28 protein-coding genes are annotated in these 23,929 nt (G+C 43.8%); 7 read left to right on the forward strand and 21 right to left on the reverse strand.

What is annotated here, in order from left to right; genetic code table 11:
• Positions 1 to 12: 12 nt before the first annotated feature.
• Complete coding sequence (locus BLQ32_RS14340; RefSeq protein WP_074510860.1) at positions 13 to 465, reverse strand: hypothetical protein; 453 nt, start codon at positions 463 to 465, stop codon at positions 13 to 15.
• 265 nt (positions 466 to 730) lie between these two features.
• On the opposite strand from BLQ32_RS14340, the gene BLQ32_RS14345 reads away from it, so the two are divergent.
• Positions 731 to 1,021 carry a hypothetical protein gene (locus BLQ32_RS14345; protein ID WP_074510861.1) on the forward strand — a complete coding sequence of 97 codons (291 nt, stop codon included), beginning with the start codon at positions 731 to 733 and terminating at the stop codon, positions 1,019 to 1,021.
• A gap of 180 nt (positions 1,022 to 1,201) precedes the next feature.
• On the opposite strand, the gene BLQ32_RS14350 is transcribed toward BLQ32_RS14345, so the two are convergent.
• From BLQ32_RS14350 to BLQ32_RS14380, 7 genes are all read right to left on the reverse strand, one after another.
• The gene (locus BLQ32_RS14350; protein WP_244890369.1) at positions 1,202 to 2,218 is read right to left on the reverse strand and encodes an alpha/beta hydrolase; all 1,017 of its coding nucleotides are present in this window, start codon (positions 2,216 to 2,218) and stop codon (positions 1,202 to 1,204) included.
• 138 nt (positions 2,219 to 2,356) lie between these two features.
• A complete protein-coding gene (locus BLQ32_RS14355; RefSeq protein WP_051413691.1) occupies positions 2,357 to 3,592 on the reverse strand; it encodes a sensor histidine kinase in 1,236 nt (411 codons plus the stop codon).
• Positions 3,589 to 4,278, reverse strand: coding sequence for a response regulator transcription factor (locus BLQ32_RS14360; RefSeq protein ID WP_074510862.1), 690 nt, complete (start codon positions 4,276 to 4,278; stop codon positions 3,589 to 3,591). Before BLQ32_RS14360 ends, BLQ32_RS14355 begins: the two co-directional genes overlap by 4 nt.
• A gap of 193 nt (positions 4,279 to 4,471) precedes the next feature.
• On the reverse strand, positions 4,472 to 5,344 hold the full coding sequence (locus tag BLQ32_RS14365) for an ABC transporter permease subunit (protein ID WP_074510863.1): 873 nt from the start codon (positions 5,342 to 5,344) through the stop codon (positions 4,472 to 4,474).
• Positions 5,328 to 6,263 (reverse strand): ABC transporter ATP-binding protein, encoded by a 936-nt coding sequence (locus tag BLQ32_RS14370; RefSeq protein WP_074510864.1) that lies wholly within the window; start codon positions 6,261 to 6,263, stop codon positions 5,328 to 5,330. The genes BLQ32_RS14365 and BLQ32_RS14370 overlap by 17 nt, the downstream gene beginning before the upstream one ends.
• Positions 6,264 to 6,327: 64 nt before the next feature.
• On the reverse strand, positions 6,328 to 7,464 hold the full coding sequence (locus BLQ32_RS14375) for an anti-sigma factor family protein (RefSeq protein ID WP_074510865.1): 1,137 nt from the start codon (positions 7,462 to 7,464) through the stop codon (positions 6,328 to 6,330).
• Positions 7,461 to 8,009 (reverse strand): RNA polymerase sigma factor SigX, encoded by a 549-nt coding sequence (locus BLQ32_RS14380; RefSeq protein WP_083335350.1) that lies wholly within the window; start codon positions 8,007 to 8,009, stop codon positions 7,461 to 7,463. Before BLQ32_RS14380 ends, BLQ32_RS14375 begins: the two co-directional genes overlap by 4 nt.
• A gap of 293 nt (positions 8,010 to 8,302) precedes the next feature.
• On the opposite strand from BLQ32_RS14380, the gene BLQ32_RS14385 reads away from it, so the two are divergent.
• On the forward strand, positions 8,303 to 8,752 hold the full coding sequence (locus tag BLQ32_RS14385; RefSeq protein WP_074510867.1) for a universal stress protein: 450 nt from the start codon (positions 8,303 to 8,305) through the stop codon (positions 8,750 to 8,752).
• Positions 8,753 to 8,872: 120 nt separating this feature from the next.
• Here BLQ32_RS14385 and BLQ32_RS14390 read toward each other — a convergent pair whose 3' ends face one another.
• From BLQ32_RS14390 to BLQ32_RS14415, 5 genes are all read right to left on the reverse strand, one after another.
• Entirely contained in the window at positions 8,873 to 9,565 is a 693-nt protein-coding gene (locus tag BLQ32_RS14390; RefSeq protein WP_074510868.1) for a DUF3885 domain-containing protein, read from the reverse strand.
• 76 nt (positions 9,566 to 9,641) lie between these two features.
• Positions 9,642 to 9,998, reverse strand: a complete 357-nt coding sequence (locus BLQ32_RS14395) for a hypothetical protein (RefSeq protein ID WP_074510869.1) — start codon at positions 9,996 to 9,998, stop codon at positions 9,642 to 9,644.
• Positions 9,999 to 10,130: 132 nt separating this feature from the next.
• Entirely contained in the window at positions 10,131 to 10,904 is a 774-nt protein-coding gene (locus BLQ32_RS14400) for a hypothetical protein (RefSeq protein ID WP_074510870.1), read from the reverse strand.
• Positions 10,905 to 11,310: 406 nt separating this feature from the next.
• Positions 11,311 to 11,772: a hypothetical protein gene (locus BLQ32_RS14410; RefSeq protein ID WP_074510872.1), complete on the reverse strand. Its 462-nt coding sequence runs from the start codon at positions 11,770 to 11,772 to the stop codon at positions 11,311 to 11,313.
• A gap of 17 nt (positions 11,773 to 11,789) precedes the next feature.
• Complete coding sequence (locus tag BLQ32_RS14415) at positions 11,790 to 12,131, reverse strand: CPCC family cysteine-rich protein (RefSeq protein WP_074510873.1); 342 nt, start codon at positions 12,129 to 12,131, stop codon at positions 11,790 to 11,792.
• A 217-nt stretch (positions 12,132 to 12,348) separates the two neighbouring features.
• Between BLQ32_RS14415 and BLQ32_RS14420 the strand changes: the two genes are divergently transcribed.
• Genes BLQ32_RS14420 through BLQ32_RS14430 form a run of 3 tightly spaced genes read left to right on the forward strand, consistent with a single transcriptional unit; the run spans position 12,349 to position 15,779 of the window.
• Complete coding sequence (locus BLQ32_RS14420) at positions 12,349 to 13,392, forward strand: ArsR/SmtB family transcription factor (protein WP_074510874.1); 1,044 nt, start codon at positions 12,349 to 12,351, stop codon at positions 13,390 to 13,392.
• A complete protein-coding gene (locus BLQ32_RS14425; protein WP_074510875.1) occupies positions 13,389 to 14,606 on the forward strand; it encodes an MFS transporter in 1,218 nt (405 codons plus the stop codon). Before BLQ32_RS14420 ends, BLQ32_RS14425 begins: the two co-directional genes overlap by 4 nt.
• A 33-nt stretch (positions 14,607 to 14,639) precedes the next feature.
• Complete coding sequence (locus tag BLQ32_RS14430; RefSeq protein ID WP_074510876.1) at positions 14,640 to 15,779, forward strand: MFS transporter; 1,140 nt, start codon at positions 14,640 to 14,642, stop codon at positions 15,777 to 15,779.
• Between the two features lie 66 nt (positions 15,780 to 15,845).
• Here BLQ32_RS14430 and BLQ32_RS14435 read toward each other — a convergent pair whose 3' ends face one another.
• The 3 genes from BLQ32_RS14435 to BLQ32_RS14445 all read right to left on the reverse strand — a co-directional run bounded on the left by BLQ32_RS14435 (position 15,846) and on the right by BLQ32_RS14445 (position 17,548).
• The gene (locus tag BLQ32_RS14435; RefSeq protein ID WP_074510877.1) at positions 15,846 to 16,118 is read right to left on the reverse strand and encodes a hypothetical protein; all 273 of its coding nucleotides are present in this window, start codon (positions 16,116 to 16,118) and stop codon (positions 15,846 to 15,848) included.
• 784 nt (positions 16,119 to 16,902) lie between these two features.
• Positions 16,903 to 17,208, reverse strand: coding sequence for a hypothetical protein (locus tag BLQ32_RS14440; protein WP_074510878.1), 306 nt, complete (start codon positions 17,206 to 17,208; stop codon positions 16,903 to 16,905).
• Between the two features lie 49 nt (positions 17,209 to 17,257).
• Positions 17,258 to 17,548 carry a hypothetical protein gene (locus tag BLQ32_RS14445; RefSeq protein ID WP_074510879.1) on the reverse strand — a complete coding sequence of 97 codons (291 nt, stop codon included), beginning with the start codon at positions 17,546 to 17,548 and terminating at the stop codon, positions 17,258 to 17,260.
• 227 nt (positions 17,549 to 17,775) lie between these two features.
• Here BLQ32_RS14445 and BLQ32_RS14450 point away from each other — a divergent pair, with 227 nt between their 5' ends.
• The gene (locus BLQ32_RS14450; protein ID WP_139150558.1) at positions 17,776 to 18,450 is read left to right on the forward strand and encodes a YoaK family protein; all 675 of its coding nucleotides are present in this window, start codon (positions 17,776 to 17,778) and stop codon (positions 18,448 to 18,450) included.
• 249 nt (positions 18,451 to 18,699) lie between these two features.
• Here BLQ32_RS14450 and tatA read toward each other — a convergent pair whose 3' ends face one another.
• The 4 genes from tatA to BLQ32_RS14470 form a co-directional block, all read right to left on the reverse strand.
• On the reverse strand, positions 18,700 to 18,906 hold the full coding sequence (gene tatA / locus BLQ32_RS14455) for a twin-arginine translocase TatA/TatE family subunit (RefSeq protein ID WP_074510881.1): 207 nt from the start codon (positions 18,904 to 18,906) through the stop codon (positions 18,700 to 18,702).
• A gap of 196 nt (positions 18,907 to 19,102) precedes the next feature.
• Entirely contained in the window at positions 19,103 to 19,969 is an 867-nt protein-coding gene (locus tag BLQ32_RS14460; protein ID WP_074510882.1) for a cation diffusion facilitator family transporter, read from the reverse strand.
• Between the two features lie 210 nt (positions 19,970 to 20,179).
• On the reverse strand, positions 20,180 to 20,758 hold the full coding sequence (locus tag BLQ32_RS14465; protein ID WP_074510883.1) for a DapH/DapD/GlmU-related protein: 579 nt from the start codon (positions 20,756 to 20,758) through the stop codon (positions 20,180 to 20,182).
• Positions 20,759 to 20,938: 180 nt separating this feature from the next.
• Positions 20,939 to 21,979, reverse strand: a complete 1,041-nt coding sequence (locus tag BLQ32_RS14470; protein WP_074510884.1) for an NAD(P)-dependent alcohol dehydrogenase — start codon at positions 21,977 to 21,979, stop codon at positions 20,939 to 20,941.
• A 257-nt stretch (positions 21,980 to 22,236) separates the two neighbouring features.
• Between BLQ32_RS14470 and BLQ32_RS14475 the strand changes: the two genes are divergently transcribed.
• Positions 22,237 to 22,659, forward strand: a complete 423-nt coding sequence (locus BLQ32_RS14475; protein ID WP_074510885.1) for a MerR family transcriptional regulator — start codon at positions 22,237 to 22,239, stop codon at positions 22,657 to 22,659.
• Between the two features lie 232 nt (positions 22,660 to 22,891).
• Here the strand turns inward: BLQ32_RS14475 and BLQ32_RS14480 are convergent, their stop codons facing one another.
• Positions 22,892 to 23,329 (reverse strand): hypothetical protein, encoded by a 438-nt coding sequence (locus tag BLQ32_RS14480; RefSeq protein ID WP_074510886.1) that lies wholly within the window; start codon positions 23,327 to 23,329, stop codon positions 22,892 to 22,894.
• Between the last annotated feature and the right edge of the window lie 600 nt (positions 23,330 to 23,929).

Consider the following 23,929-nt stretch of genomic DNA (forward strand, 5'->3'; position numbering starts at 1 on the left):
TTCCAGTAAGCCTCAATCTATTATTACCGTCTCTTTAAATTCTTTTCCCAGATATTCGTAAACGATTGTGACGGACGGAATTGCGATGCTGTCTTTGACCGTTAAGCCGTAAGGTGACGGCAAGTTTTCCGCGTCTCCTTTCGAGGCTGTTCCAGGTTCAATCGCCACTGCATCGTAATCAGCAAAAGTATATCCTGGGTCGTCAAAGGTTTCAGTTATGGCAAAACCTTCTTGTTCCTGTTGAAGTTGGATTTTAGCTGTTTCGGGTTTGTCCACGATATTGACGAGTACATCGCGTATGTGGATATCTTGAAACCCTCTATTACCGATTGTCAAAATCACCACTTTCCCGTCATATCCTGCAAATGAATACTCCGCTTCGAGTTTCGGCTGAACAAGCACTAGATACAGCGCCAGTAAAACTCCTATCACCGTGATTATTATGAAAACATTTTTCTTTTTCACCGCATTCTCCGCCTTTTCCGATATGAATAGGTACTGGTATAAGCTAAAAGATTGATAGATCTTTATACCCAATAATTCCTTAATCTTACAATACATATTAATTGTAAAACACACAACCATTAATTACGGTTCAAAGAAATTCGTTTTGTTTTTTTACATTACTGCGGCACGATGACCTTTACTTGACTGAATAAAGATTAACTTCTTTTATTTTTGGGAAAAGAATTAGATACAGTTAGAAACTCACAGAAAGAAGAGTGGAATTATGTCTCCTTTACTCGAAAACAGCCAGACGGCTATGAACTATGCCACCAATTCAAATCAACAACAGGCAATCAAGAAAAGAATCATCGAAACCAGCCTTTATTCAGTCGACCTTCTTCCACCTTGTAATCCCGGACATACAGCCTGCCAGGTGTTATTGACTGTCCATCCGCCAGCTCAAGCAGCGACGGAACGCATACTTCCGGTACGCATCAATGCGTTATCGACTAAAACCGAAATACTGAAAAAGGTTTCAAAAGCTGTTCAGGACCACTTCGCAGAAGGCGAGTAGTTTGATAACTTATTCACTCATACAAAATGACGGAACTTCCCTGGCACCGTCATTTTTTAATTGCTAAAAAACGGTGTTCTCTTTTAGCCGCTTCATCCCCTCCGCAACTCTGCTTCGAATCAGTTGTGGTTTGACTCTTGAGCCAACAAAAAACGGATGGCCTAGGCCATCCGCAGAATGCTATTTCAATTTTTCGTCCAGGAAGCTGAACACTTCTTCCAGGTTCTCTTCTGCAGTAAACGGTTCCCCGCCATGTACAGCTCCTTCAAACAGGGTCAGTTCCACTTGTTCCTCGCCCAAAACAGCTTTCAGGTTTTCAGCGAAATTGACCGATTGCTGAACCGGAACGTTAGGGTCTGCTGTTCCATGCTGGATCAGGAAAGCCGGATCGTTTTCGGTGATGTACGATTCGGGATTCGCTTTTTTCACTTCATCTATTTTCTCCAAAAGGCTGCGGCCCATGTATTTACTTTCCGGCGAGCCGGCAGCGTTTCGTTCACCCAGCTTCGGTGTGATGCCAGAATCTGCAAACTGCTCATCGATTTTCAGGAAATCGATTTGGCCGTACCAATCAACAACTGCCTGTACCTCCGAGGTATAGTTGATGTTTTCCCTATTTTTCCCTTTCAGCGCATCACTGTCGCCGCTTGTGCCAGCAAGTGCTGCCAAATGGCCGCCGGCACTGCCCCCCCACGCAGCTATTTTGTCAGGATTCAAATTGTATTCTTCTGCATTTGCTTTCACGTAGCGGATTGCGGCTTTGACATCGCTGATCGCTGCCGGGAAAAAGGCTTCTTGAGACAAACGGTAATTGACCGCTACAACCGCATAACCGCGATTGACGCCTTCAAGCATCGGCGCAAGATCGGCACCTGTTTTATCGCCTTCCTTGAACCCGCCGCCGTGGATGGCGACGATTACCGGGAACGGCCCTTCTCCTTCATTCGGCAAATATATATCAAGTTGCTGGGCTTCGGACAGACTAGCGTATGGAATATCTAAAAATTGGTTTTCAATAAAGGAAGCATCCACTCCTTCAGAAGAATCTTTTTTTATGTCTTTTGCTTGAGCTGTTTCAGAAACTTCAACAGTTCCATCACTTTCCAGCAAAGCTTCTTCAGAAATATCCGTTGAACAACCGGCCAGTAAAGCAGCGGCGAGGGACATTGAAATAATTGGGCACAATGATTTTTTCATTCCGTACAACTCCCTTTTGTTTTGTTTGATCTTTCGATACATTGATCGTAACAAAACAATGTGGCACAAAAATGGCAGAAAAACGATGCAAAACGCACGTTTTTCTGCCATTGGTTTCAGAATAAAAAACATTCAATATTATGCCCGTCTCAAGGTAATAATAAAGGTCGTTCCCGAATCGCCTTTGCTTTCCACTCTGATTTTTTCGCCCAGCTGCTCCATAATTTCATGCGCGATGGAAAGCCCGAGACCGCTTCCCGTGCTGGTGTGCGACAAATCTTCTTTAGTGAAACGACCGAAAATATGCGGCAGGATTTCTTTGGAGATCCCTGGCCCGTTGTCCGATACCCGGATTTCTGCCTTCTTCCCGGTCGTCTTGGCATCAATCACCACTCTACCTTGTTCGGGGGCGAATTTAAAAGCATTGTCCAGCAAAATTGTCAGTACCTGAATGATCCGGTCTTTGTTCGAATAAGTTTCCGGAAGGTTCTTCACCCGCTCGGTAATCTGGAGTTGGAGATCCAGTTCATCCGCCAAAATGGCAAATGGCTCGACAGCTTCTTCGATCACTTCTATTGTATCCACGACCGATTTGTCAAAGGCCACTTTCTTGTGCTGCAGCCGCGACAATTCCAGCAAATCGGCAATGAGTTTCTCCAGGCGTGCGCTTTCTCTCAGAATGATGCTGTAATACTGATCGATTTTTTCGGGATCAGTCACCACATGGTCCGCCAAAGTCTCCGTCAACGCCTTGATCGAAGAAAGCGGTGTTTTCAATTCATGGCTGATATTGGCAACATAGTCTTTCCGCATCTGATCCAGTTCATTTTTTTCTCGAATAAATACAGTGAGAAACGCAAGGATAATAATTGTCCCGATTGCCAACGTGACGAAAAATACCAGGTAAAATCCATCCAGCGCCGCCTGGTAGGCACGTGCTTCTTTTAATAAGAAGATGCCGCCAGTTACTTTGCCGTTGTGGACAATCGGCTGGCCAATGATGATGGCCCGCTTCGAGTAGCCTGGCACTTCGTGAATCTCTACGGCCATTTTGCCGCTGATGATTTTGGGCAAATAGGACGCCAATTTCTTGTTCACTTTGGCATTATCGGAAGACGGCACTCCTTCATCGGTGTATACGTCCATTTCTTTGCCGTGCACATCAAAAGCTTTTACCAAAAAATCGTCGGTCCGGCTGATTTTATCGCCTTTCGCCACTTCTTCACCGATTAAAGTTAAAGGCGGCTGAAGTTCTTCAATTTTCGACTCGATAAAATAATGCTTGATGGCAAAAGCTCCGAGCAGCTGGCCGGATATGAAAATGGCCAGTATGACAAAAGCTATCCACAGCTTGCTTGAAAATAACCGTTTCATTGGCCCACCTCGAATTTGTAGCCGACGCCATAGACGGATTTGATGAAGAAATCGGGCGAAGCTTGGGCAATTTTTTGGCGGATGCGCTTAATCATTGTATCCACCGTGCGGGTGTCGCCTGTGTAGTCATAGCCCCATACTTTGTACAGCAGCTCTTCCCGGCTGACCACTTTGCCTTTATGGTTGGCCATGTAGGCCAACAAGTCGACTTCTTTTGCCGTCAAGTCAATCACTTGGCCGTTCACTTGAACCTCGTACCCCGTGATATCGATGGACAAGTTTCCCGCTTTCAAGTATGGAACACTGTCTTTTTTCGGCTGGACCCGCTTCAGGATGGTCTTGATCCGCACCACCACTTCACGCGGAGAAAACGGCTTCGTAATATAGTCATCTGCGCCGATTTCCAGGCCGATGATTCGGTCCACTTCTTCGCTCCTCGCGCTCAGCATCAAAATGGGGATGTCGCTCGTTTTCCGGATTTCCTTGCAGACTTCGGTGCCGAAAAGCCCGGGCATCATAATATCCAGCACCACTAAATCGAAGTGCTGCTCATTTAAAAGCTGCAAGGCCAAGTTCCCGTTGTATACCGATACACTCTTCATCCCTTCCGCTTCCAGATAAGCATGGAGGCTTTCATGGACGGCTTCACTATCATCACAGATTAAAACGGTTGTGTTTTGTTCCATTGTGCATACCCCTTTAACCTTTTCTATTTACTGTATTTTAAATCTATTATTTTCACTCCTATGGTTTCACATATCCTGATATAAAGCAATTCCTCTTTTTTTTATTAAAGCCGAAAAAGGTCCGCAAAGGAGAAACACCCCTTTACGGACCCTTTAAACAATTCCATGAAATGGACCGTCACCAGCTCCTGAATTACACATCGCGCTTATTAAAGCTGTAAATGGAAAACAGCACCGCGACTGCGCCGTACATTACTGCATAAGCAATCATGATATTGCCCGGCACGGAGATGCTCGTAAACATGCCGCCTTGCGCCATAGAAAGCGGATTGTCCGTCGTATCAAATAAAAACACGGTCATTTTGCGGTACATCGAATCGATTGGAAACACCAGACTCATGACGATGCCGATGTTTACAAGGCTCGCTTTTTCGATGACTGCCCCGAACTGTTCGATAAAGCCGCCGATAAAAGCCGCACCGTACAGAATGATTGAGATGATTCCGGCATTCAAGGTCGTCATCCGTGTGCTCAACAATACACCGAACGCCACTAAAACAAAGGGCTGAATCACGAAGACACTGACCGCTTTGATCAATTGCAGCGGCTGGAAATCCAGCGACATCCAATCCGCTCCGATTCCTTGATGCAGCAGAATGATGCCAAAAAATAAACTGGAGGCATAGGCAATCAGCAGAAAAGCCAATCCAATGAACTTGCCGAGTACAAATTGGGAACGGGCAATCGGCCGCATCAGCCACGTATCGATCTGGTGGCTGGCCACTTCTCCGGAAATCGAGCTGACGCTGGACATGATGGCCAGAAGCGCTGTAATGAACGATGAAAAATAGAGGCCGACTCCGAGCAGCTGGGAGGAGATAAATTGCTGCATGAGAAAGACTTCTGTTCCCTGTCCGGAATTCCCCACTTCTTCAGCGCCTTCCTGTCCGGCGAAATAAATAGCCGTTCCGTAAAGCGCCAGAAAAATGAGCGTCATGACGACGGTTATCAAAAAGATGCGTTTGGTTACCATTTCCTGAATCGTCAGTTTAGCGATGGTCCACATAGCCGCTCTCCTTTTTGTGGTTCACCCAGTGCATGAACACGTCTTCCAGGTGTGGAATGATCGGTTTCGCTTCAAAGACATTCACCCTTTGGGCAGACAAATAGTGAAGGATTTTGGGAATGTCCCGCTCCTGCTCAAGCTGGAACAGCCACCGCGTCCGCCCTCCCTGCTCGCTGCCTTTTTGGTAATTCACCACAAAGGCCGGGAAAGGTGCAGCCAGTGCCCCTTCGGTCACCACTTCCACTTGGGCTTCGATTGTCATCAGTTCCCGCCATGGCCCTTGTACAATCATTTCCCCTTCATGGACAATTGATACGTGGTCGCAAACGGACTCGACTTCCTGTAGCAGATGGCTGTTCAGAAAAACGGTCTTCCCCTGGTCCCGTAAGTACACCATCAGATCCCGGACGTCTTTTCGGCCGATGGGGTCGAGAGCCGACGTCGGTTCATCCAGAAAAATCACTTTTGGGTCATTTAAAATGGCACAGGCGAGGCCGATGCGCTGGCTCATCCCTTTTGAAAATCCACTGATGCGCCCCTTTTCCTTGCCGGCCATGCCAACGAGCTCCACCACTTCCTGAATGCGTTTGTTCCGGTTACGTACCGGGATTTTGCACAGTTCGGCATGAGCGTCGAGCAGCTGTCTGCCTGTCAACCAATCGGGATAGCGGAACAGCTCCGGCAAATACCCGACTTGTTCCCGCGATTTTACCGTGCCGATCTGTTCGCCGAGAATGAACCCTTCACCGCTTGTCGGCTGCATCAAGCCGAGCAGCGTCCGGACGAACGTGCTTTTCCCTGAACCGTTCGGCCCTAAAAATCCGTAGACAATGCCTTCCCCAATCGACAAAGTCACATCCCTGATGCCGCCTTTGCCATCGTATGTTTTCGTCAATGAATTCGTCCGGATGACGTCCATCCTCTTCCCCCTTTATCGCAAGAAAAGCCCAGAGCTTGATGAAACCACTCTGAACTTTTCTTTCCTATTCATTCACTTGTTCACTTAAATCTACCAGTTCTTCAGCGCTTACACTGCCTTCCGCAAAGATGGTATGGATTTCGCCATCTGCCTGCCAAACGATGTAGGAATGTTCGTCGCTTTCAACAGCAAACCCTTCCCCATCGCCTACTTGAACTTCCGTCATTTCCGATCCTTCTGTTTGGGCATACGGAATCGGCAAAGTCGATTCGATATTGTCGATGCCGGCAATCTGCGTCTTTACGTTTTCAGGCAAAAACGGAAGCGACAGCAGCGTCGTTCTCAGCTGCTCGATCGAGACACCATCCGGCACTGTGATCTCCGGTGATTGGGTGTGCATATACGAAACGTATTGGCCGTTCATTGAGTAATCGGTGTGAACGGCTTCAGAAGTTGCGACCGAGAACGGCTTGCCGTCGAGCAAAGCGTCAAATTGCTGGTCAGAACCCAATTGGCTCAACATCCGATTCGCTTTTTCGACGTCCAGCGTGAACGTGATCGTCGAAGCCGGCATCACGTTTACCCCTTCCACTTCAAAATCTCCGAGTGCCGGTACCGCATGTCCTGCTGTTTCAGCCGCTTGTTTTGATTCAAAATAAGTGGCTTCTGCGACGGATTTTGACATTTCCAGCTGTCCGATGTCTTTCAAGTCAAGTGTGCCTTCTTTGTTTTCACTGACCCAAGACTCGATTTCCTGTAGGTCATTTTGCGTCAGCGTCACGATTTCAAAATCGTTCACGCGGAACAGCGACAAAAATTGGTTTGCTTCTACCCGGACTTGCGGGTGGGCAAGCGTGCTGAACAATGCGGCTGCAATCGCTCCTGAAACAAGCAAACGTTTGGTTTTCGATTTCAAGGTACTCCATCCCTTCCTGTTTTTCATCTCTTGAACGGCAGCCGTCTTCCGGCTTCCGCCGTGCTGCAGGTTTTCTTCGAACTGTGCCCAGGCCACTTCCAGATCAAGCGGAACTTCTTTCGCTTCTAAATTCTTCTCACAAAAAGAGTTCAGCTGCTGCAACTCGAGGATGCTTCTGCGGCATGCTTGGCAGTTTTCCAGATGCTTCATGATTTCCTTTTTTTCTTCGCGGCTGACTTCTCCGTCCAAATAAGCCTGCAGCCTTCCCACATCTTGGCATGTCATGGGTCGTCGCCCCTTTCCTCCGCATAAAAATCCCGAAACCGCTTTTTTGCCCGCGCTAATAAGGTGCCGATGGATATTTTTTCGAGTCCATTGCTTTGGGCAATTTCTTCGTAGCTGTATCCTGAATACTTCATGATTAATATGTCGCGGTCCCGCTCGGATAACTTCAACAAAACTTTTTGGACTTCCTGGGCATCTTCGAGCTCCAAGTAGCGGTCTTCTACAGACCCGACCGCATTTTTCCCGAACCGCTTTTGCTTTTCCTCCCGTGCATGGTGGCGCTTCTCGGTCCGTATATGGTTATAGGCGGTGGTAACAGCCACTTTTGTCAGCCATCCCTGGATATTTTCAATCGCTTTCCGGTCGGCATGGTATAGCTTCACAAAAACTTCCTGGGCAATGTCTTCTGCCAAGGCTTGTTCTTTCACAATGACCAGAGCTTTCCGGACCACCAGAGAATAATGCTGCTTGAATAACTCCTGGAACGACTCTTCGCCTGACGAGTTGCTATGGCTGTCGGACAAATTCGCCTTCACCTCCATCATTGATGCCTCCTTCCAGAAAAGCCCTTACCTTAATGACACCATATCACTGAATTTTGTGACATTTAACGAGATATTTATTTTATTTCTCATTAAAAAGAAATTACTAAGGGAGATAATTTAGAACTCGCTAACTTTTACATTGAATTTATCATAATATTTATTGAAATACAATAAATATTTATTCCTTCTTAATTAATAGGCAGCCGATTAAAATATATTTCATTCCCTGCAGGATATTGGCCATTGTTTACAGAAATACGTCGATAAAGCTTTTATGACAGGGGGAATTAATCATGACATTGGCGTATAAACACATATTGGTGGCTGTTGACGGATCGGATGAAGCGGAATGGGCGTTCAAGAAAGCAACCGGTATTGCCAAGCGCAACGCAGCTGCCCTGAATCTGATTTTTGTAGTAGATACCCGTTCGTTTACAGGCGTCAAATTGCACGAACCGGATATTGAAGAACAGGCTTATGATTATGGAAAAGAACTGCTCGACAGCTACAAGCAAGAAGCTCAGGCGAATGGTGTTTCGGAAGTCAATACCTTTCTCATTCCCGGTTCGCCCAAAAAAGTAATTTCACGCGATACTGCCAAAAAGGTCGAGGCGGATCTCATCGTCTGCGGTGCTTCAGGCATGAATGCTTTTGAGCGTTATTTAATGGGCAGCGTATCGCTGCATATTGTCCGAAACAGTTCCTGCGATGTATTGGTGGTCCGCAGAGCTGAAACAGAATAATTCAAAGCGCAAAACGGAATGCCACGAGTAACAAGGCATTCTGTTTTTTAGTTTCTTAACTAGTTGAGGGCGTTTTGTAACTGCTGAACTCTGCATACGGACTTTTACTTTTTACTGTATTCAGGGAATTTCAGGTGAGTCTCTTTGAAATACGGCATCTATTTCTTGGCGGTCACAGTCCAGGATCCAGCCATTATATTGTTCATACAAGAAGCGAATGTTTTGTGTGTCTCTCGCCAGAACATCGCATCCCCGGTCATCGTATAAATGAAAGATTAGTTTCTTAGACAGATTTATGAAATAAACTTCAATCCCGCTTTCCGGATTATTCTTCAAAATTGTCGTCGGATGATTAAAATCTTCATAACAGATGGCCTGCAGCAGTTGGACAAAACGAAGATCGGTTTTCTGGCATTTCAGGCTAAAGCGGTGGATGGCCATCGCATCCTCTTCATCAAGCTCCTCCTCCATATACTCTCCATATGAAAAAGTTTCTAGCTGCAGTTGATACAAGCTGCGTTTATCTTTCACATACTTCCGGTATAGATGGAGCGGTTTCTGTTGAAGAATGGTACTGGTTGGCCTGGCAACAATGTCCGTCACCAGCAGGAGTTCGTCTTTTTCATCGAATACTTCATTAAACAAGGTAACGGCCCGGTGATGTGCCTGGACCATAAAATTTGGATCATGAAAAGAAAGAGCAGGGTCAGAAATCTCAAAACGAATGCCAGGTTCCCAGGAATAGAATAAGGCGGGGCTCAAGATAAGCCCATCGAAATTGTTGGCTAAAAAGGCTTGTAACGGATATTTCATCGATGACCTCCTATATTATAATAAACTCTCTTCTTTAAAGCCTTCTAATGCTTGTAGGTTCATTTTTAACAGCGATTCATAAAACAATTGTTTTGCAAACGATTCGGCAATCCATCATTGGAATAATCATTGAACATTCATAAAGCTGAACGCCATTAATCTTTACATCCTTGATCGATATTTCATGAAAAAAGAACGACAACTCATTTGGCGAGTCTGGGATATCTCCTTCCATCCCTTCTAGCCAGATATTAAAACTTGCTGAAAAACAATCCTTGAACAACACAGCAGTTTCTTCCTCATTGTGGCCAGGAGCTTTATACTTCAATGTAACTGAATGTGTTTTGTTGTTGTAATATAAGTCTATTAATTGCGTATCAATATAGCCTTTCTCCATTAAAGCTGCTTCGATTTCCCTGCCGCTTAGCCTCATTACTGCACCACCTTTAAATTGCAATCTTAATTAAGAAAAGATTTATTTACCGATGTTTTAAAAGGCCAACACCCATATCTATTTAATGACTTTGAACTGGAGACCCTGTTTGTTCTCAGAATTTCTTACAAATTAATCGGCAACTTTATACATAAGAGAATTAGCCGGCTTAAAAACCTGTACTTCGTGTTTGAAAACGCTCATAAACAAATATTCATGCCGATGTAAAATGGCTCTCGTATTATAGGAAAAATCTCCAGGGTATTCTAAAAATCTTCCGTTAGCTTCAAAATCCCACAGCCAAAACCTAGTTTCTTCAAGAAACATGCCGAATTCATAAGTTAAAGCAAAAGCAATGATATTCCCTGTAGCGAATGGGACCTTTATTGCCTTTTCTTTTTTAAGCTTGTCATTAAGGAAAATCAGTTCATCGCTTTCCCAACCCAAGCATGCAAAAGGTTTATACCTTGCGAAAAGGGCATCGTAAAGGATTTTGTTTTCAAGAGCTGTCTCAAGATAGGATTCAGGATTGGCGAGAGGTGCAGCGTAGTTGAGTCTGTTTTTGCCCATTTTCTTGCCAAATACGCCTTCATCTCCATAAATACAAAGCACACCTTGCCGGTAAGGGAACAACTCAAAGACATTCGTGCCAATATCGCATTCGGATACATATTCTCCGTTGAGCTTGTAAAAAGACAAAGTCGAGTCGTTCAGAAGACAAAAATGCTCTTTTGTAAACCGGATCTTATGATGTCCAGTTGGGCCAGTAAATATAGTTTCCCCATTCAACTGGACAATGTTTTCACCTTTTCCTTTTAACAAAACGATGGTCTGCTCTTTCTTGCAATCGGCATCCAGGATGAGCAGCTGCTTGTTTGTATAAATCGTTTCTTCACTCAAATGCATTTAATTTTGCTCTCCCTCCGTTGAAGCACAATCGAAAATACACTTTTCTTATTGATTGGCATGGCAATTTTATTTACTATAATTGAATACATAAAAAAATATTAAAATAAGGACGGATGATTTAAGTGAGAAATATATACGATTTAAAAGTAGCTTGGTGCAAACTGTGTGATCAAGGCTGGGTCACGATCAGAAAGGTTCCTGCTATCGGCCGATATTGTGTAATTTGTGAAGAATGTGAAGCGGAATGGGATCATCCGCTCCATGCCCAATACAATATACTTAGTAAAGAATGGAATGATAATTCAGTTGAAGATCCGTCTTTCGAAGAAATCTCGGAGCTTGGGTGGGACGAATACATAATTAGAAAATGAATTGGAATTTTGAGCAGCATTTGCTCTCCTTCTTATTCCAACTGTTTAAGCAACTCTTCTATTGCATTCACAATTTCCAGTTCCAGCTTTTCTTGAGATAAATTATAGATGGTACCTGTACCCTGTCGATACCCACCGAAGTAATACCACAAAGGGATGTCTATGCCTTCAAGCTCTTCATCCATTTCGGAAGTTTCCCAATCTATGGCAATTAAAGAACGGTATTCCTTTTCAAAAGCATTTTCAGCTGATAAACCTGCGTTAAGGTCACCATCAATATCACGTTGTATCCATACCCTTAAAATTTTCCCGGTTTTCCTTTGGAAGTCTTCTGCATATTTGTTTTGCAGAGATTTCCCTACTTCTTCTGCGTAATGTTCTAACTGGTGTATCTTGTTTTTCAGTTCTTGATCAAAGGAATCGTCTGGAATGCCACGATATTGATCATTAAGAGACTGTGGCTGACGGTTGAAAAACTTTTTAAATCCCCTCATTAATTTCTACTCCTTAGTTAAGATGAAAAATCCAGCTCTTTCTCTAATTCCCGAATCTTTTCCCATGCACTTTGCGGCTCATGCTCTTTTTCCAATTCCTCATAAGCCTTCATCAAGCTTTTTTTCATCCCTATAATCTTTGGATTTGTTTTTTTATTGGAACGATACATAATAAAGTTCTTTTTAAAATTATTTTTCGCCTCTGACATAGAGTAATTTCCATTCGGGCCTCCCCAAGCTTTGTCCGGTTCAAATTCGCTTTGAAAATCGTCTTCCCAATCACAAAGTCGGCATATTTCGTATTGTCCTCTCTGATTTAACGTAGGGTATTCGCAGCACGGACATTTTTCTCTTTTCATATTTGAACTCCTTTTAGAAATCCTTTATTCATTTACGCTAATTTTTAGGATCAGTAAACCAAGTATACATATTCCAACCACCTAAAAGAATAAGAAAAATTAGATTTCTTTTCCGATAACTAAATCTATTTTATTTCATTCAACAATTCTAAATATATTGAACTATATATTCAATTAATATAGAATTAATTAAACTGAGTTTTAAGGAGACCTTATTTTGAAAATATTAAATCCGATTTCGCATATTGAAGCTGCCACTTTAGAAGTGACGCAATCACCGGTTTGGGAATTGATTCTGGGAATTGCCGGCTATACCCATACACATCTGCGGCATACGTTCGAACTGGATGAAGACTGGACAGCAGACAAAGCGAAAATGCCTGCCTCACTGGACGAACTGCTGCAGCAGATTGAAGAAACGAATCTTTGGTATGGGATGATTCTGCTGCAGAACCGGTTTCATGCAGCTTCTGTCCTGGAATTCGTGGACTTGCTTTCCGCGATTTCCAGAAATCATTTCTATGAATGTCTCCTTCCTTATCACGGCCGCCAATCTGAATCGCTAAGAAAAGAAGCAGCCCGAAACCCAGATCAGACGGCATTATGGGAAAACTATTCGAATCTTTTTGAGGGGCATGATTATTTGGAAGACTATGTCCGCCAGCTCCACCTACTTTCCCATTCCGATATGGTTGCACTGATGTCGTCTGTATTAATCGGATGGCATAGGTGGATGGCAAAAAAAGAGGAATGGAATAAGTGGCTGCAGGCATTAGCTTTTGAAGAAAAACAGCATCGCCAATTAGATGAAATGAATCCGGTCCAAGAAATCGAACGGGTGACTGGCGGAGCAGACTATTTGCCGGAACCATCCGTTTGGTCGGTCAAACTCATCCCCCAAGTATCCTACCGCCCTTGGGTGCAGACGATTCGCACAGCGGACACGCGGCTGTTTTTTTACCCTGTCAAAGAAGAGCACCTGCTTGAACCGGGCGTTCCTTCGAATGAATTGATTCGCGGGCATAAAGCGTTAGGCGATGAACTTCGCTTGAAATTGCTGTACCAACTGCAGAAAAACCCGCTGTCTCTTCAAGAATTGAGCGGGCAATTTAACACATCGAAAACAACGCTTCACCATCAACTCGCTTTGCTGAAAGCAGCAAAATTTATCCGTGTGGAAAAAGGAGTTTATTCTATAAATCCTGGAAAGCTGGAAGAATTCACTTCTCAATTGATGCGATACCTTGGCAGCGGGGTATGAAAAGGTATTCCCGGTCTTTTCGATCCCTTTGGGCAGGTGAAATCGTCTCCGAATTCGGCGGTGCTGCCGGAGCCATTGTCAATGGTTTGCTGCTGTACGAATTGACCGGTTCCCGGGAATGGATGGGCGTTCTATGGCTCGTTTATTTCATTCCCTCTTTGGTGCTGCAAGGAATCAGCGCCCCTTTCCTCAACCATGTAATCAAGGGAAAAATGCTTCAACGGATCCAGTTGATCCGAGCCGGCGCCTACCTGCTTCCTTTAGCCGGGTTTTGGATCGGCTCAGATGCGGGTATCATTATGGGGCTGGTAATTTTGCAATGCCTGTTGGGACTGCTTCAGCCCATTTTTGCCAGCCTTTCATTTTCTCTGCTTCCGGAAATTTGCAGCGAGGATGAATTAGCCGATGCCAACGCTTTGCTGGACGGGTCGCTCCGACTGATGAGTTTTCTTGCACCTGGTGCAGCTTCGCTTTTACTGCTGATTGCACCGATGCAATGGATACACGCCGTTTCTGCTGTTTTATTCTTCGTCAGCTTTTTGGCACTTTTCCGGATTAAACAAGCTTCGACACAAAAAACCGTCCTCTGGACAAAGAAATTTTGGTGGGCAGAAATGAAAGAAGGCTACCTTAGTTTTTTCAGTTACCCTCAGTTGCTCCGGATGACCATGTTGTCTTCCACCGTTCAATTTGCAGTTGGCGCTACGCTCGTTTTAAGCATTCCTTTCATTCGGGGAGAACTGGGAGGAGAAACTTGGGAATATGCCATTTTCAACGGTGCCTTTCCGGTCGGTTATGTGCTCGGGATGCTTCTTTTAACCAAGCTGCCAAAAACGCCTGCTACGATGTATATTGGTTTGATTGGCGGAGGATTTTCGTTTTTGCTGCTGTCCTTTGTACATTCAGTCCCATTAGCGTGGATGTGCGAATGGATCGGCGGTATTCTGTTTCCGCTGTTCAATGCCCAAAGTGCTGCTATTTTCCAGCGGGAAGCGCCCCGGGAGCGACTGGCTCAATTATGCGCAGTACGGCTTTTGTTCTTCCGGCTTTCGATGCCATTTGGGATTCTGCTTGCTTCTTTGCCTTTCCTGTCGTTCACTATTCGCCAATTTTATATTGGCATCGGCGCTCTCATTGTCTTGCCTGGACTTTTTTATTTTATTGCTGTTTTAAAGCCGAAGAATACTTTAAAGCCGGATAAGCCAAGAGGCTGAGTATTACGTTCTATTTGATGAGGGTGAGAAAATATGTGGAAACTCGTTCTTCCTGGGATTGCAATGATTGCGGTCACGTATGCTTTAGCAAGATATAGTTTCGGGCTGTTCTTGCCTGAGATTAGCTCCGCATTAAAGTTATCTGAGAGCCAAGCCGGATATGTGAGTTCCGCTGCATACGCTGCCTATACGCTCTCACTTCTGAGTGCTTCCGTACTCATACATAGATACAACGCCCGGCACATGATTCTTTTGTCGGGAGCGACCGCATTTATCGGCATGATGGGAATGGCATTTTCACAAGGTTTTTATACGTTTGCTCTTAGCGCGTTTTTCGCCGGTTTAGGAAGCGGATGGATTTCGCCGGCTTTCAGCCAGGTCGTATCCCAATCCATGGCATCTGGCTTGCGCGATAAAGGAAACACTTGGATTAACACAGGCACGAGCTTTGGAATTATTTTTACCGGTCTGATCGCCTTTCTCTTTGCGGAAGAATGGAGATGGAGCTATGGACTCTTTGCCGTTCTGGCTTCCATCGTATGTTGGTGGAACGCTTTAGCCCTTACCGAAAAAAAGCAGCAGCGGCTTCCTTCTACCCAGAATTTTTTGGGAATGAGGCTATTAAAAAAGGCACGGTTTTTGATTGCGGCGTCGATTGGAATCGGATTTAGTTCTTCGATCTATTGGACCTTTTCAAGAAGTTACGTCACTGAAATCTATAGCCTAACAGAAAATGAAAGTGTGATTTTTTGGATTCTAATGGGAGGGGCCGGAATTCTTGGAGGAATAGCCGGAACCGTCATCCAGTCAATCGGCCTTCGCTTGTCTTATCGATTGGGTCTGTTGGTTATAACGGCATCAATACTTGGATTAACGCTTTCCCATCCTGCAGCAATCTACCTCTCTGCCTTGCTTTTTGGAACATCCTTTATTTTTATGACTGGTTTGTTTATTGTCTGGGGCACGAGACAGTTTCCTGAATCACCTTCTCTTGGCGTCAGCATTTCCTTTTTTTCGTTGGGAATTGGCCAATCCTTCGGCTCGGTCATTGCCGGTATATTGATAGAAGAAATTTCTTACCCCTTTGCTTTTGTCTTTTTCGGAGTGGCAGGTTTTCTATTTCTTTTTTGCAAAGTCAGGATTGTTTCTTCCCAACCGAATTCAAGTGAGTAATAGACAAATAAAAAAGGAGTTAAAATAGTTATTTCCAGATCACTCTATAAATAATTCGCTTTTGATTTACAAAGACTTTTTAAGGTTCATAAATTGATCTTGTATATCCCATTTCTTCGGTTTCTTTTTCTCATCAAACCATACTGCTCCATTTTCAATCCACTCGTTTCTGTAACTTTCGATTGAATACCCCAACTCAAAATCGTCATATCCTGGTTGGAAACCACAACAAGAACAAATCAGACTTACATCCGGAATGCCTTTATCGTTGTATAACGGACCGGGCAACCGAGGATATCCGCAGACTGAACAGACAAAATACTTTCTTCTAAAAAACACTAAAACCCTCCTGCTTTCTTACTTCTTTTTGGCTGCTGAACGGCTTGCTTATATCCAAATTGAATTTTTTCGGATGTGGATAATCCTTTTGCACATTTAACTTCTTGTTCTGGCTTAAACCGTCGCACACATGTTACAGGCCATAAAAATAGGAATAGATCATGTCCGAATCACATATGTTCAAAATATATGCCTAACAAATAACCTCCACATAAGAGTGCAGCCACTGCAGCGATTAGGCCGAGGAATAGACGTATTTTTTTAGAAATTGACTGGAACTCATTAAAACTTTCCGATGTTAGACTTCAGGCCATATACATTACACATACGACGATGCCGATCCGAATAATATCAGAAGTCTGAAATGCTGATATGGGTTTCCGGAAATTATCTTCTGCATAAAAATACATTAGAACTAAAATGAAATGCTTTAAGAAATAGAACGTGAACAATCGTATATATATAAAAATATTCATTAAAGCTAAGCCCTTTTTAATCTATTAATTGCCTATGAATTACATTTTATTGCCATTCTCTTCCGATGCAAAAGCTACCAATCATCTTCATACAGCTTACCATTTCTAATATCCCTCTTTCGACATTCCTTTTTACGTCCTAAACAGTCTCCAAAACAGTAAAACCAATCCTATAATGGCTATAGCGGTAATAATGAAGCCTGGAATACCGATTGAACTTATCATCATAATTCCTCCCTTTTTTAATAACTGAAAGCCCTTGTTAATTTCATCTTGTTTCGTTTTCCATTTCGTTAAGAGCTGAAAAATTAGCTTTCCTCACTCGGCCAGACGTAAAAAATAGATGAAATCCCGTCATTTACAGCTTGATCAAAACATTCCAGGGATTCCAGAAGTTCCGGATCTTTTTCGTAGCGCTCCCGATGAACAATGAAGCGGTCTTCCACTTTTTGCATTGCCCATCCTTCACTCTGGATGTATTCAGTTGCTTTTGTTAAAGCTGATTTCATGCTCGTTGATTTTACCCAACAGTTTATAAAAGCCCCTTCAAGTTCTTCCTCTTCCTGATTCCCGGGAAGCGGTACTGCTTCCACCATAAAATAATAAATCGCCATCTTTTCTCTCCTCCCTTTTCTACTTTTCGTATGAGTAGTGAACGTTTTTTCATCGCTCCACAATTACTTCCATTGGCAGGAAATATGGAAAATCGGATGGCGTATCGGCAGGGACAACAATTACACGGTCGTCTACTTCCAACTCTTCAAAGGAACTTACGTCTCCACTAAAAGTCGTCAAATCAATCAATTGCATTTCCTCTACCACGGCTTCAGAATTGCCAGATGGCCTTTCCAACATGAAACTTGAATCTTTAATTTCTACTACGGTTCCTTCGTAGTTTCCGCAGGCTGCTAAAAGAAACAGCAAAATGATCAGAACGCCGAGTAATCTTTTCACTTTGCTACCCTCATTCCATAAAATTTTATCTCATTTGCTCTATCGCACGATTCTAGTACTCATAAGGTAATTGCATTACAAATTCCCTTTAAAAGTGTAAAATAGCTTTTTCGACAATATCCGGCCTCTTGGTGTATTTGGCCAAAACAACACCGCCTTGAACAGTTTTTATTTCAAGTATTGGAAGTGATTGGACTGTGGAAAGTTTAAAGGAACAAAGTAAAAACATGCACATCAAGAAAAATGAAACACTTTACATCAGCACAATATTGACAATCATTGCTTCGTTTCTAATGGGATTTATTGATGCTTATACATTCTTGCAGCAAGATGAAGTCTTTGCGAGTGCACAGACCGGCAATCTCGTCAGCTTAAGCTCGAAGCTTTTTTCCGGGGAATGGGGAGAAACCATGAGCCATGTTTGGGCATTTGGAGGATTTCTGATTGGTGCATTTGCCGGTGAAGCAGTCATGGACCGTTACCAGGATAAAGGCGTGAAAAGATACCGTTATTATTTATTGATCCAAACGGTATTGCTGCTCGTTCTTGCGCTATTCCAGAATCAGTTGACCGGGGCGCTTATGCTATTTTCACTCGGGACACTTGCGGGATATGAACTGACCATCTTCCGTAAATTCCGGGGCACAGTGGTCAATAATGGAATCATGACTGGCAATACAAAAAACTTGATGAGCCATTTATATCAACTTGTTTTCAAAAATGATTCGAAAGCAAAAGCCCATTTGACCAATTTGGCAGCGACTGTCCTGATTTTCATGTTGGGCGCAGGGGCAGGTACACTTACCATCCGGTATAATGCCAGTTATAATCTGTGGGCTGCTTTTGCCATTTCGTTTCTTGCATTTGCATGGGCAACGGTTCGTCCATCGCGTGATTCTTAACTTGGAGGATTTAATGCGTTAATTTGCTTGTAAGCTTTACTCAAATAAACGTACCATATTTTTACATAAATTCCTATACCAATATAAACTCTCCAATCTACTTTGCTGAAATATAGGATATAAGGAACTTTTTCCGATTGTAATACTGAAGCTAGGCAGCTAAAATGAATTTCGCCTATCGATTGAAGCAATAGGATTCAACATAAAAAAACCTTTCTTTGCCGAAGCGAAGAAAGGTTTTTTGCGTTCTTATTTTTTTATCATTTTTTCTTTTTCAGCGTCTTCGTCCAATTTGGAATCTTCTGTTGCATCGTCCATGAGGCCTTTAGTCGAGTTTTTAAATTCTCTCAGAGTTTGTCCTGCAGCACGACCCAACTCCGGTAATTTAGCTGGTCCAAAAAAGATTAATGCAATGATGAAGATTAAAATTAATCCCGGTACACCTATGTTTGGCATAGTGTTCGCCTCCCGTCAATTAGTAATACTATTCCTTTTCAGCCATTTCTGCAAGTCATTCGTAAATCGCACTGTAACTTACATTTGAGCAGTTGCTCGTTATGAAAATAAGACCGGAATCTCCATTAGAAAAACGTCACAAAATTCGTCTTTTCATCATGCGGCTGTTTTTAATTTTGCTTTAAACAGGCGGCGTCTATTTCGGTTCCACATGAACATGCGCTTCAATCACTCCGTAGCGTTTTATCAGGAGATCCTCTACTTCGTTTGAAATATCGTGCGCTGCCGCTATTCCTAATTTGGAATTGACCAATATGACGACATCCACCACAGGGTTGTTGCCATATTTTCGTGCACGTATATTTTTGACCCCTTTTACTCCGGCCACGGTATAAACTGCTTGCTCGTACGTTTTTAGTTTCTCTTCGTCAAAGCCGTCGGTCAAATCGTGGGAAGCTTCTCTGAAGATGTCCCATCCGGTTTTGCAAATTAAAAAGCCAACGACTAATGCCGCTGCCGGATCCAGCCAAGGCAAGCCAAACTGAGAACCGAAGATGCCAATCGCCGCCCCAACACTGACCCATGCATCTGACCGATTGTCTTTTGCTGCCGCCATAAGCGATTGGCTCTGAATTTTTAATGCTAATTTTTTGTTATATCTATATACCATATAAATAACTACAGCGCACAACAAACCAGTCCACGCTGCAATGGGGTCAGGTGCTTCCGACTGGCGGAAAAAAGCAGAGACAGCAGCTCCATAAAGAACCTGGAGGCCGACTGCGATCATCACAAAAGCCGCCACCAAAGAAGCCACCGGTTCTGCTTTCCAATGTCCGTAATGATGATTTTCATCAGGCGGCCGCCGTGATATCTTCAAGCCAATTAGAACAGCTAAGGAAGCCACTATATCAGTGGTGTTATTAAATCCGTCTGCTAGCAACGCTTCCGAACCGGTCAACTGTCCGACCAGCAATTTAATTGCCGACAAAAAAAGATAAGCAACGATGCTGAGGTATGCACCACGTTCGCCGCGTTTTAAATCCTGGTATTTCCGTTCCATGCGGTTCCCTCCAAAATACGTCCTCGAACAGCATAACAGAGGGATATTGAGTGGGTCTACAGCAATCTTCTTTCCTCAATCAACCAAAATAGCTCTCCTAAAATAATGTTTCTCTTAGGAAACAGACGGAAAAATCTAACTTCCCACTTATTCTAAAAATAATGCGTGTTGAAAACTGCTCGCTTCCTATAGATAATTCCGGAAGATTGGCTATTGTTCGCCGGCTTCAATTTTCTTTATCACTTTTGCAGGCACTCCCCCTGCGATGGTGTTAGCCGGAACATTCCGTGTAACGACTGCACCAGCCGCAATAACAGCTCCGTCTCCGATTTCGACGCCGGGAACCACCGTGACGTTTGCGCCAATCCAAACATCTTTGCCAATAGCAATAGGAGCAGGATGCATCGTGCTGCGCTTTTGGGGGTCCATGTCATGATTCAGCGTCGCTAACACAGCATTATGCCCGATAAGCGATCTATCGCCTATCGTAATGCCTCCCTGATCCTGAAAGCGGCAGCCTGAATTGATAAAGACATTCTTGCCGATACGGATGTTTTTGCCGCAGTCCGTGTAAAAAGGTGGGAACAAGGCAAAAGTAGGCTCTACTGGTTTGCCGGTCAACCGGGAAAATAATTCCTGGACTTCTTCAGGCGTATGGTATTTCCCATTCAATTCCACCGTTATTTTTAAGGCTTCCTGCGCAAGATTATGCATCGTTTGGTGCATCTCCGAACCGCCCTCAATTGCTTTCCCACTGTTTAGATGTGCTAAAAAGTCGTTGGTATCCATAGAAATCCTCCTTGTTTTTTAATCAAAAAAACCAAATAGAAAACTCCCGTCATTAGGTTATGAAGAGGAATTCTATTTGGCCGTTGCAGTGAATGAAATGTATTGCTGCCAATCAGTTATTGAAGATTAAGAGCTCAGCTTATTTCAACTCCAAGAATGGCTGGTCTGCATGCTTTTGGTTTACATTGTGCTGATGTCGATAACAAAACGGTATTTCACATCTGAAGCCAATACGCGTTCATAAGCTTCGTCAATCCGGTCCGCTGATATCACTTCAATTTTCGGAGCAATATTGTGTTCTGCACAAAAATCCAGCATTTCCTGCGTCTCACGGATGCCGCCAATCATGGATCCTGCGAATGAACGGCGATGGCCGATTAAGGAAAAGACATTTACCGCGAGCGGTTCTGCAGGCGCACCGACGTTTACCAATGTGCCGTCCAGCGTCAACAAAGAAAAATACGCATCCATGTCGATCTTGGCGCTTACCGTGTTGATGATCAAGTCGAACGTACCGGCAAGTTTCGAGAAGGTTTCAGGATCGCTTGTGGCATAATAGTCTTTCGCGCCAAACTCCAAGCCGTCTTCTTTTTTGCTCAAGGTCTGCGACAACACTGTCACCTCAGCCCCCATTGCACTTGCGATTTTGACAGCCATATGGCCGAGTCCGCCCATACCGACAATCGCCACTTTTTTGCCTGGCCCGGCTCCCCAGTGGTTCAGCGGTGAATACGTCGTGATGCCTGCACAAAGCAAAGGCGCAGCCGTGTCCAATTCAATGTTGTCAGGAATCCGGACTACAAAATTTTCCGTGACCACGATATGCGTCGCATACCCGCCTTGGGTTGGTTCCCCGTATTTATCTACTCCGGCATAAGTCGGAACATTGCCTTTTAGGCAATACTGTTCTTCGCCTTTTTGGCAGTTCTTGCATTCGCCGCATGAGTCCACCATGCAGCCAACCCCTATCCGGTCGCCGACTTTGTACTTGGAAACATTCGATCCAACTTCCGTAACAATCCCGGCAATCTCGTGTCCCGGAACCAATGGATAATTCACAGGCCCCCATTCGCCGTGAGCCGTATGGATATCGGAATGGCAGATCCCTGAAAATTTGATTTCAATCAGAACATCATTGATATCCAAGTCGCGGCGCTGAATTTCCGTTTCATGAAAAGATTTGTCCGGTCCATCGACCGCTCTTGCTTTTGCTGTAACCATATCGAAAACCTCCAGTATTTTTTAAGAACGCTGTTGCAGGCACCCACGAGGAGTCAATTGCAGATTCACTCCTAACGCTTTGTACCCTGCTTCGTTCTCTTGAAAACCCATGATAAACCTTAGAGTTAACTCTAGGTCAAGCGATAAACTGCGCGAACCTCACACCGCATTGATTTTGACTTCCGGCGCCATACGTGATAAAGTCTTTCCAAATTCCAGCTTTCATTCAAGGTGGAATTTGAATGGAGGAACGAACGATGAAAACATATTCTATAGGCGAAGTTGCGAAAGAATTAAATTTAACGGTCTACACGATCCGTTACTATGATAAGGAGGGGCTAATCCCGTTTGTGGAACGATCAGAAAGCGGAGTACGTCTGTTTAAAGAAAGCGATATTGCCGCTTTGAATGTTATTGAATGCCTGAAAGCGAGCGGCATGCCGATAAAGGAAATCAAGAATTTCATCGATTGGTGTGCAGAAGGCGATGCCACGCTGCAGCAGCGCTATGATATGTTCATGGAGCGAAAAGCGACGGTAGAAGCCCAGATGTCCGAACTGAGAAAAACGATGGAAGTCATTGAACATAAATGCTTGTACTACCAAACGGCGTTGGAAGCAGGCACTGAAGACATCCATAAACAAGAGAATATCGCTGCTTCCATTCCTGGCAGCCGTTAATCAAAAGGAAAGCTGCCTTCTGTTATTCTCTTGTCCATATAGCCGTATGTTTTTATTTGATGCAGCGAGATTTACGGATATATTATTTATCGATGCCCCGCTGATTGATCCCCCTAATCTTATTCTCAAAAAATGAGCCTTTCCACTCGGGAAGGCTCATTTCTATCTCTATGCAGGGTTTCTGCTTCTAAGCTTGGCAGCAACAAAAGCCTCTGTCTGTTCACGGAACATTTCAAAGATCTCCAACGGATTTCCCTGCGTCCGATTCTTTGAAACTCGCTAACACGCTATACCCGAAAACCAGACCGGCGACCGTCGAAACAGTCGTTCCGCCAACAAGAAGAAGTGCTGGAATAGGCAGCCAGCCTTCCCCGAGCGAAGAGAATGGCAAGAAAGCCATCAGTACCAAGTAAAGTGCAGGCAATCCAACGGCCGTGAAAAGAATCCAATCAAAAGACCATGGTCCGCCATTTTTGAATTGCAGCAGAAACTTAGGCGTCCGGAGCAACAAGCCAATCACTACTGGAAAAAGCGCAATATAGACCTGGAGCGGGAAAAGGTTAAAAGTGGTCCGGGACCATTCGGCTAGCTGCTGCTGCAAGTGCATTCCATAATACAGCACTAGCCCAATGGCCAATGTCCAAATAAAATAATAGAGAAATCGTTTCAAGATATACTCCTCCTTCTTTTAAATCAAATAAAGTATGTTAGCTTTTATACGTGAAGGAAAAAGAATTGTTTCACAAATTTGGAAATAAAACTGCCTACCTCTCCTGATTTTCCTATTGAATAAGAACAGATAAAGAAAGCAATTTTTGCTGACTGCCTTTTAGGAAGTGTCCATTCTAAATTGCTGGTATTTATGGATATTTGTGGTACTATTCAAAGAAATCATATTATACTTTTACTAAGCTTTATTCAGTGAGGCTAACTAAATTCAAACGTTTTAATTTCTTAATTTTAAGAGGGGGAGTGCATCATTCATGTGGATTTTCTTCATTCCGATAACGATTCTTTTATCCTTTGGGCTTTTGATCGAATGGAAGCGAAAAAGAAGAAACGATGATGTCTTTAAAACAATCAACCCCCACACCAGACCTGGAGAAAGCACTAATTACAAAATGGGGGACAACAACTACACCAGCGGAGGAGAGTAAGAATTAACTAGTGTGCACTTTGGCGACTCAAGAGAAATGCTTCCAAATTAACGCTTCTTTTTCAAGCTGGAATGCTGTTCATTTCATTTCATTGTTAATAATATGTATAAAAG

Source organism: Planococcus glaciei (genome assembly GCF_900099655.1).
Taxonomy (GTDB): domain Bacteria; phylum Bacillota; class Bacilli; order Bacillales_A; family Planococcaceae; genus Planococcus; species Planococcus glaciei.

Bases quoted from the DNA above. Each gene is read 5' to 3' on its own strand.
- BLQ32_RS14390 (WP_074510868.1), bottom strand. From the start codon at position 9,565: ATGAAATATCCGTTACAAGCCTTTTTAGCCAACAATTTCGATGGGCTT.
- BLQ32_RS14410 (WP_074510872.1), bottom strand. From the start codon at position 11,772: ATGAGGGGATTTAAAAAGTTTTTCAACCGTCAGCCACAGTCTCTTAAT.
- BLQ32_RS14470 (WP_074510884.1), bottom strand. From the start codon at position 21,979: ATGGTTACAGCAAAAGCAAGAGCGGTCGATGGACCGGACAAATCTTTT.
- BLQ32_RS14400 (WP_074510870.1), bottom strand. From the start codon at position 10,904: ATGCATTTGAGTGAAGAAACGATTTATACAAACAAGCAGCTGCTCATC.
- BLQ32_RS14350 (WP_244890369.1), bottom strand. From the start codon at position 2,218: ATGAAAAAATCATTGTGCCCAATTATTTCAATGTCCCTCGCCGCTGCT.
- BLQ32_RS14355 (WP_051413691.1), bottom strand. From the start codon at position 3,592: ATGAAACGGTTATTTTCAAGCAAGCTGTGGATAGCTTTTGTCATACTG.
- BLQ32_RS14345 (WP_074510861.1), top strand. From the start codon at position 731: ATGTCTCCTTTACTCGAAAACAGCCAGACGGCTATGAACTATGCCACC.
- BLQ32_RS14465 (WP_074510883.1), bottom strand. From the start codon at position 20,758: ATGGATACCAACGACTTTTTAGCACATCTAAACAGTGGGAAAGCAATT.
- BLQ32_RS14375 (WP_074510865.1), bottom strand. From the start codon at position 7,464: ATGACATGCCAAGATGTGGGAAGGCTGCAGGCTTATTTGGACGGAGAA.
- BLQ32_RS14380 (WP_083335350.1), bottom strand. From the start codon at position 8,009: ATGATGGAGGTGAAGGCGAATTTGTCCGACAGCCATAGCAACTCGTCA.
- BLQ32_RS14395 (WP_074510869.1), bottom strand. From the start codon at position 9,998: ATGAGGCTAAGCGGCAGGGAAATCGAAGCAGCTTTAATGGAGAAAGGC.
- tatA (WP_074510881.1), bottom strand. From the start codon at position 18,906: ATGCCAAACATAGGTGTACCGGGATTAATTTTAATCTTCATCATTGCA.
- BLQ32_RS14370 (WP_074510864.1), bottom strand. From the start codon at position 6,263: ATGGACGTCATCCGGACGAATTCATTGACGAAAACATACGATGGCAAA.
- BLQ32_RS14430 (WP_074510876.1), top strand. From the start codon at position 14,640: ATGTGGAAACTCGTTCTTCCTGGGATTGCAATGATTGCGGTCACGTAT.
- BLQ32_RS14460 (WP_074510882.1), bottom strand. From the start codon at position 19,969: ATGGAACGGAAATACCAGGATTTAAAACGCGGCGAACGTGGTGCATAC.
- BLQ32_RS14360 (WP_074510862.1), bottom strand. From the start codon at position 4,278: ATGGAACAAAACACAACCGTTTTAATCTGTGATGATAGTGAAGCCGTC.
- BLQ32_RS14425 (WP_074510875.1), top strand. From the start codon at position 13,389: ATGAAAAGGTATTCCCGGTCTTTTCGATCCCTTTGGGCAGGTGAAATC.
- BLQ32_RS14385 (WP_074510867.1), top strand. From the start codon at position 8,303: ATGACATTGGCGTATAAACACATATTGGTGGCTGTTGACGGATCGGAT.
- BLQ32_RS14440 (WP_074510878.1), bottom strand. From the start codon at position 17,208: ATGGCGATTTATTATTTTATGGTGGAAGCAGTACCGCTTCCCGGGAAT.
- BLQ32_RS14365 (WP_074510863.1), bottom strand. From the start codon at position 5,344: ATGTGGACCATCGCTAAACTGACGATTCAGGAAATGGTAACCAAACGC.
- BLQ32_RS14415 (WP_074510873.1), bottom strand. From the start codon at position 12,131: ATGAAAAGAGAAAAATGTCCGTGCTGCGAATACCCTACGTTAAATCAG.
- BLQ32_RS14475 (WP_074510885.1), top strand. From the start codon at position 22,237: ATGAAAACATATTCTATAGGCGAAGTTGCGAAAGAATTAAATTTAACG.
- BLQ32_RS14450 (WP_139150558.1), top strand. From the start codon at position 17,776: ATGCACATCAAGAAAAATGAAACACTTTACATCAGCACAATATTGACA.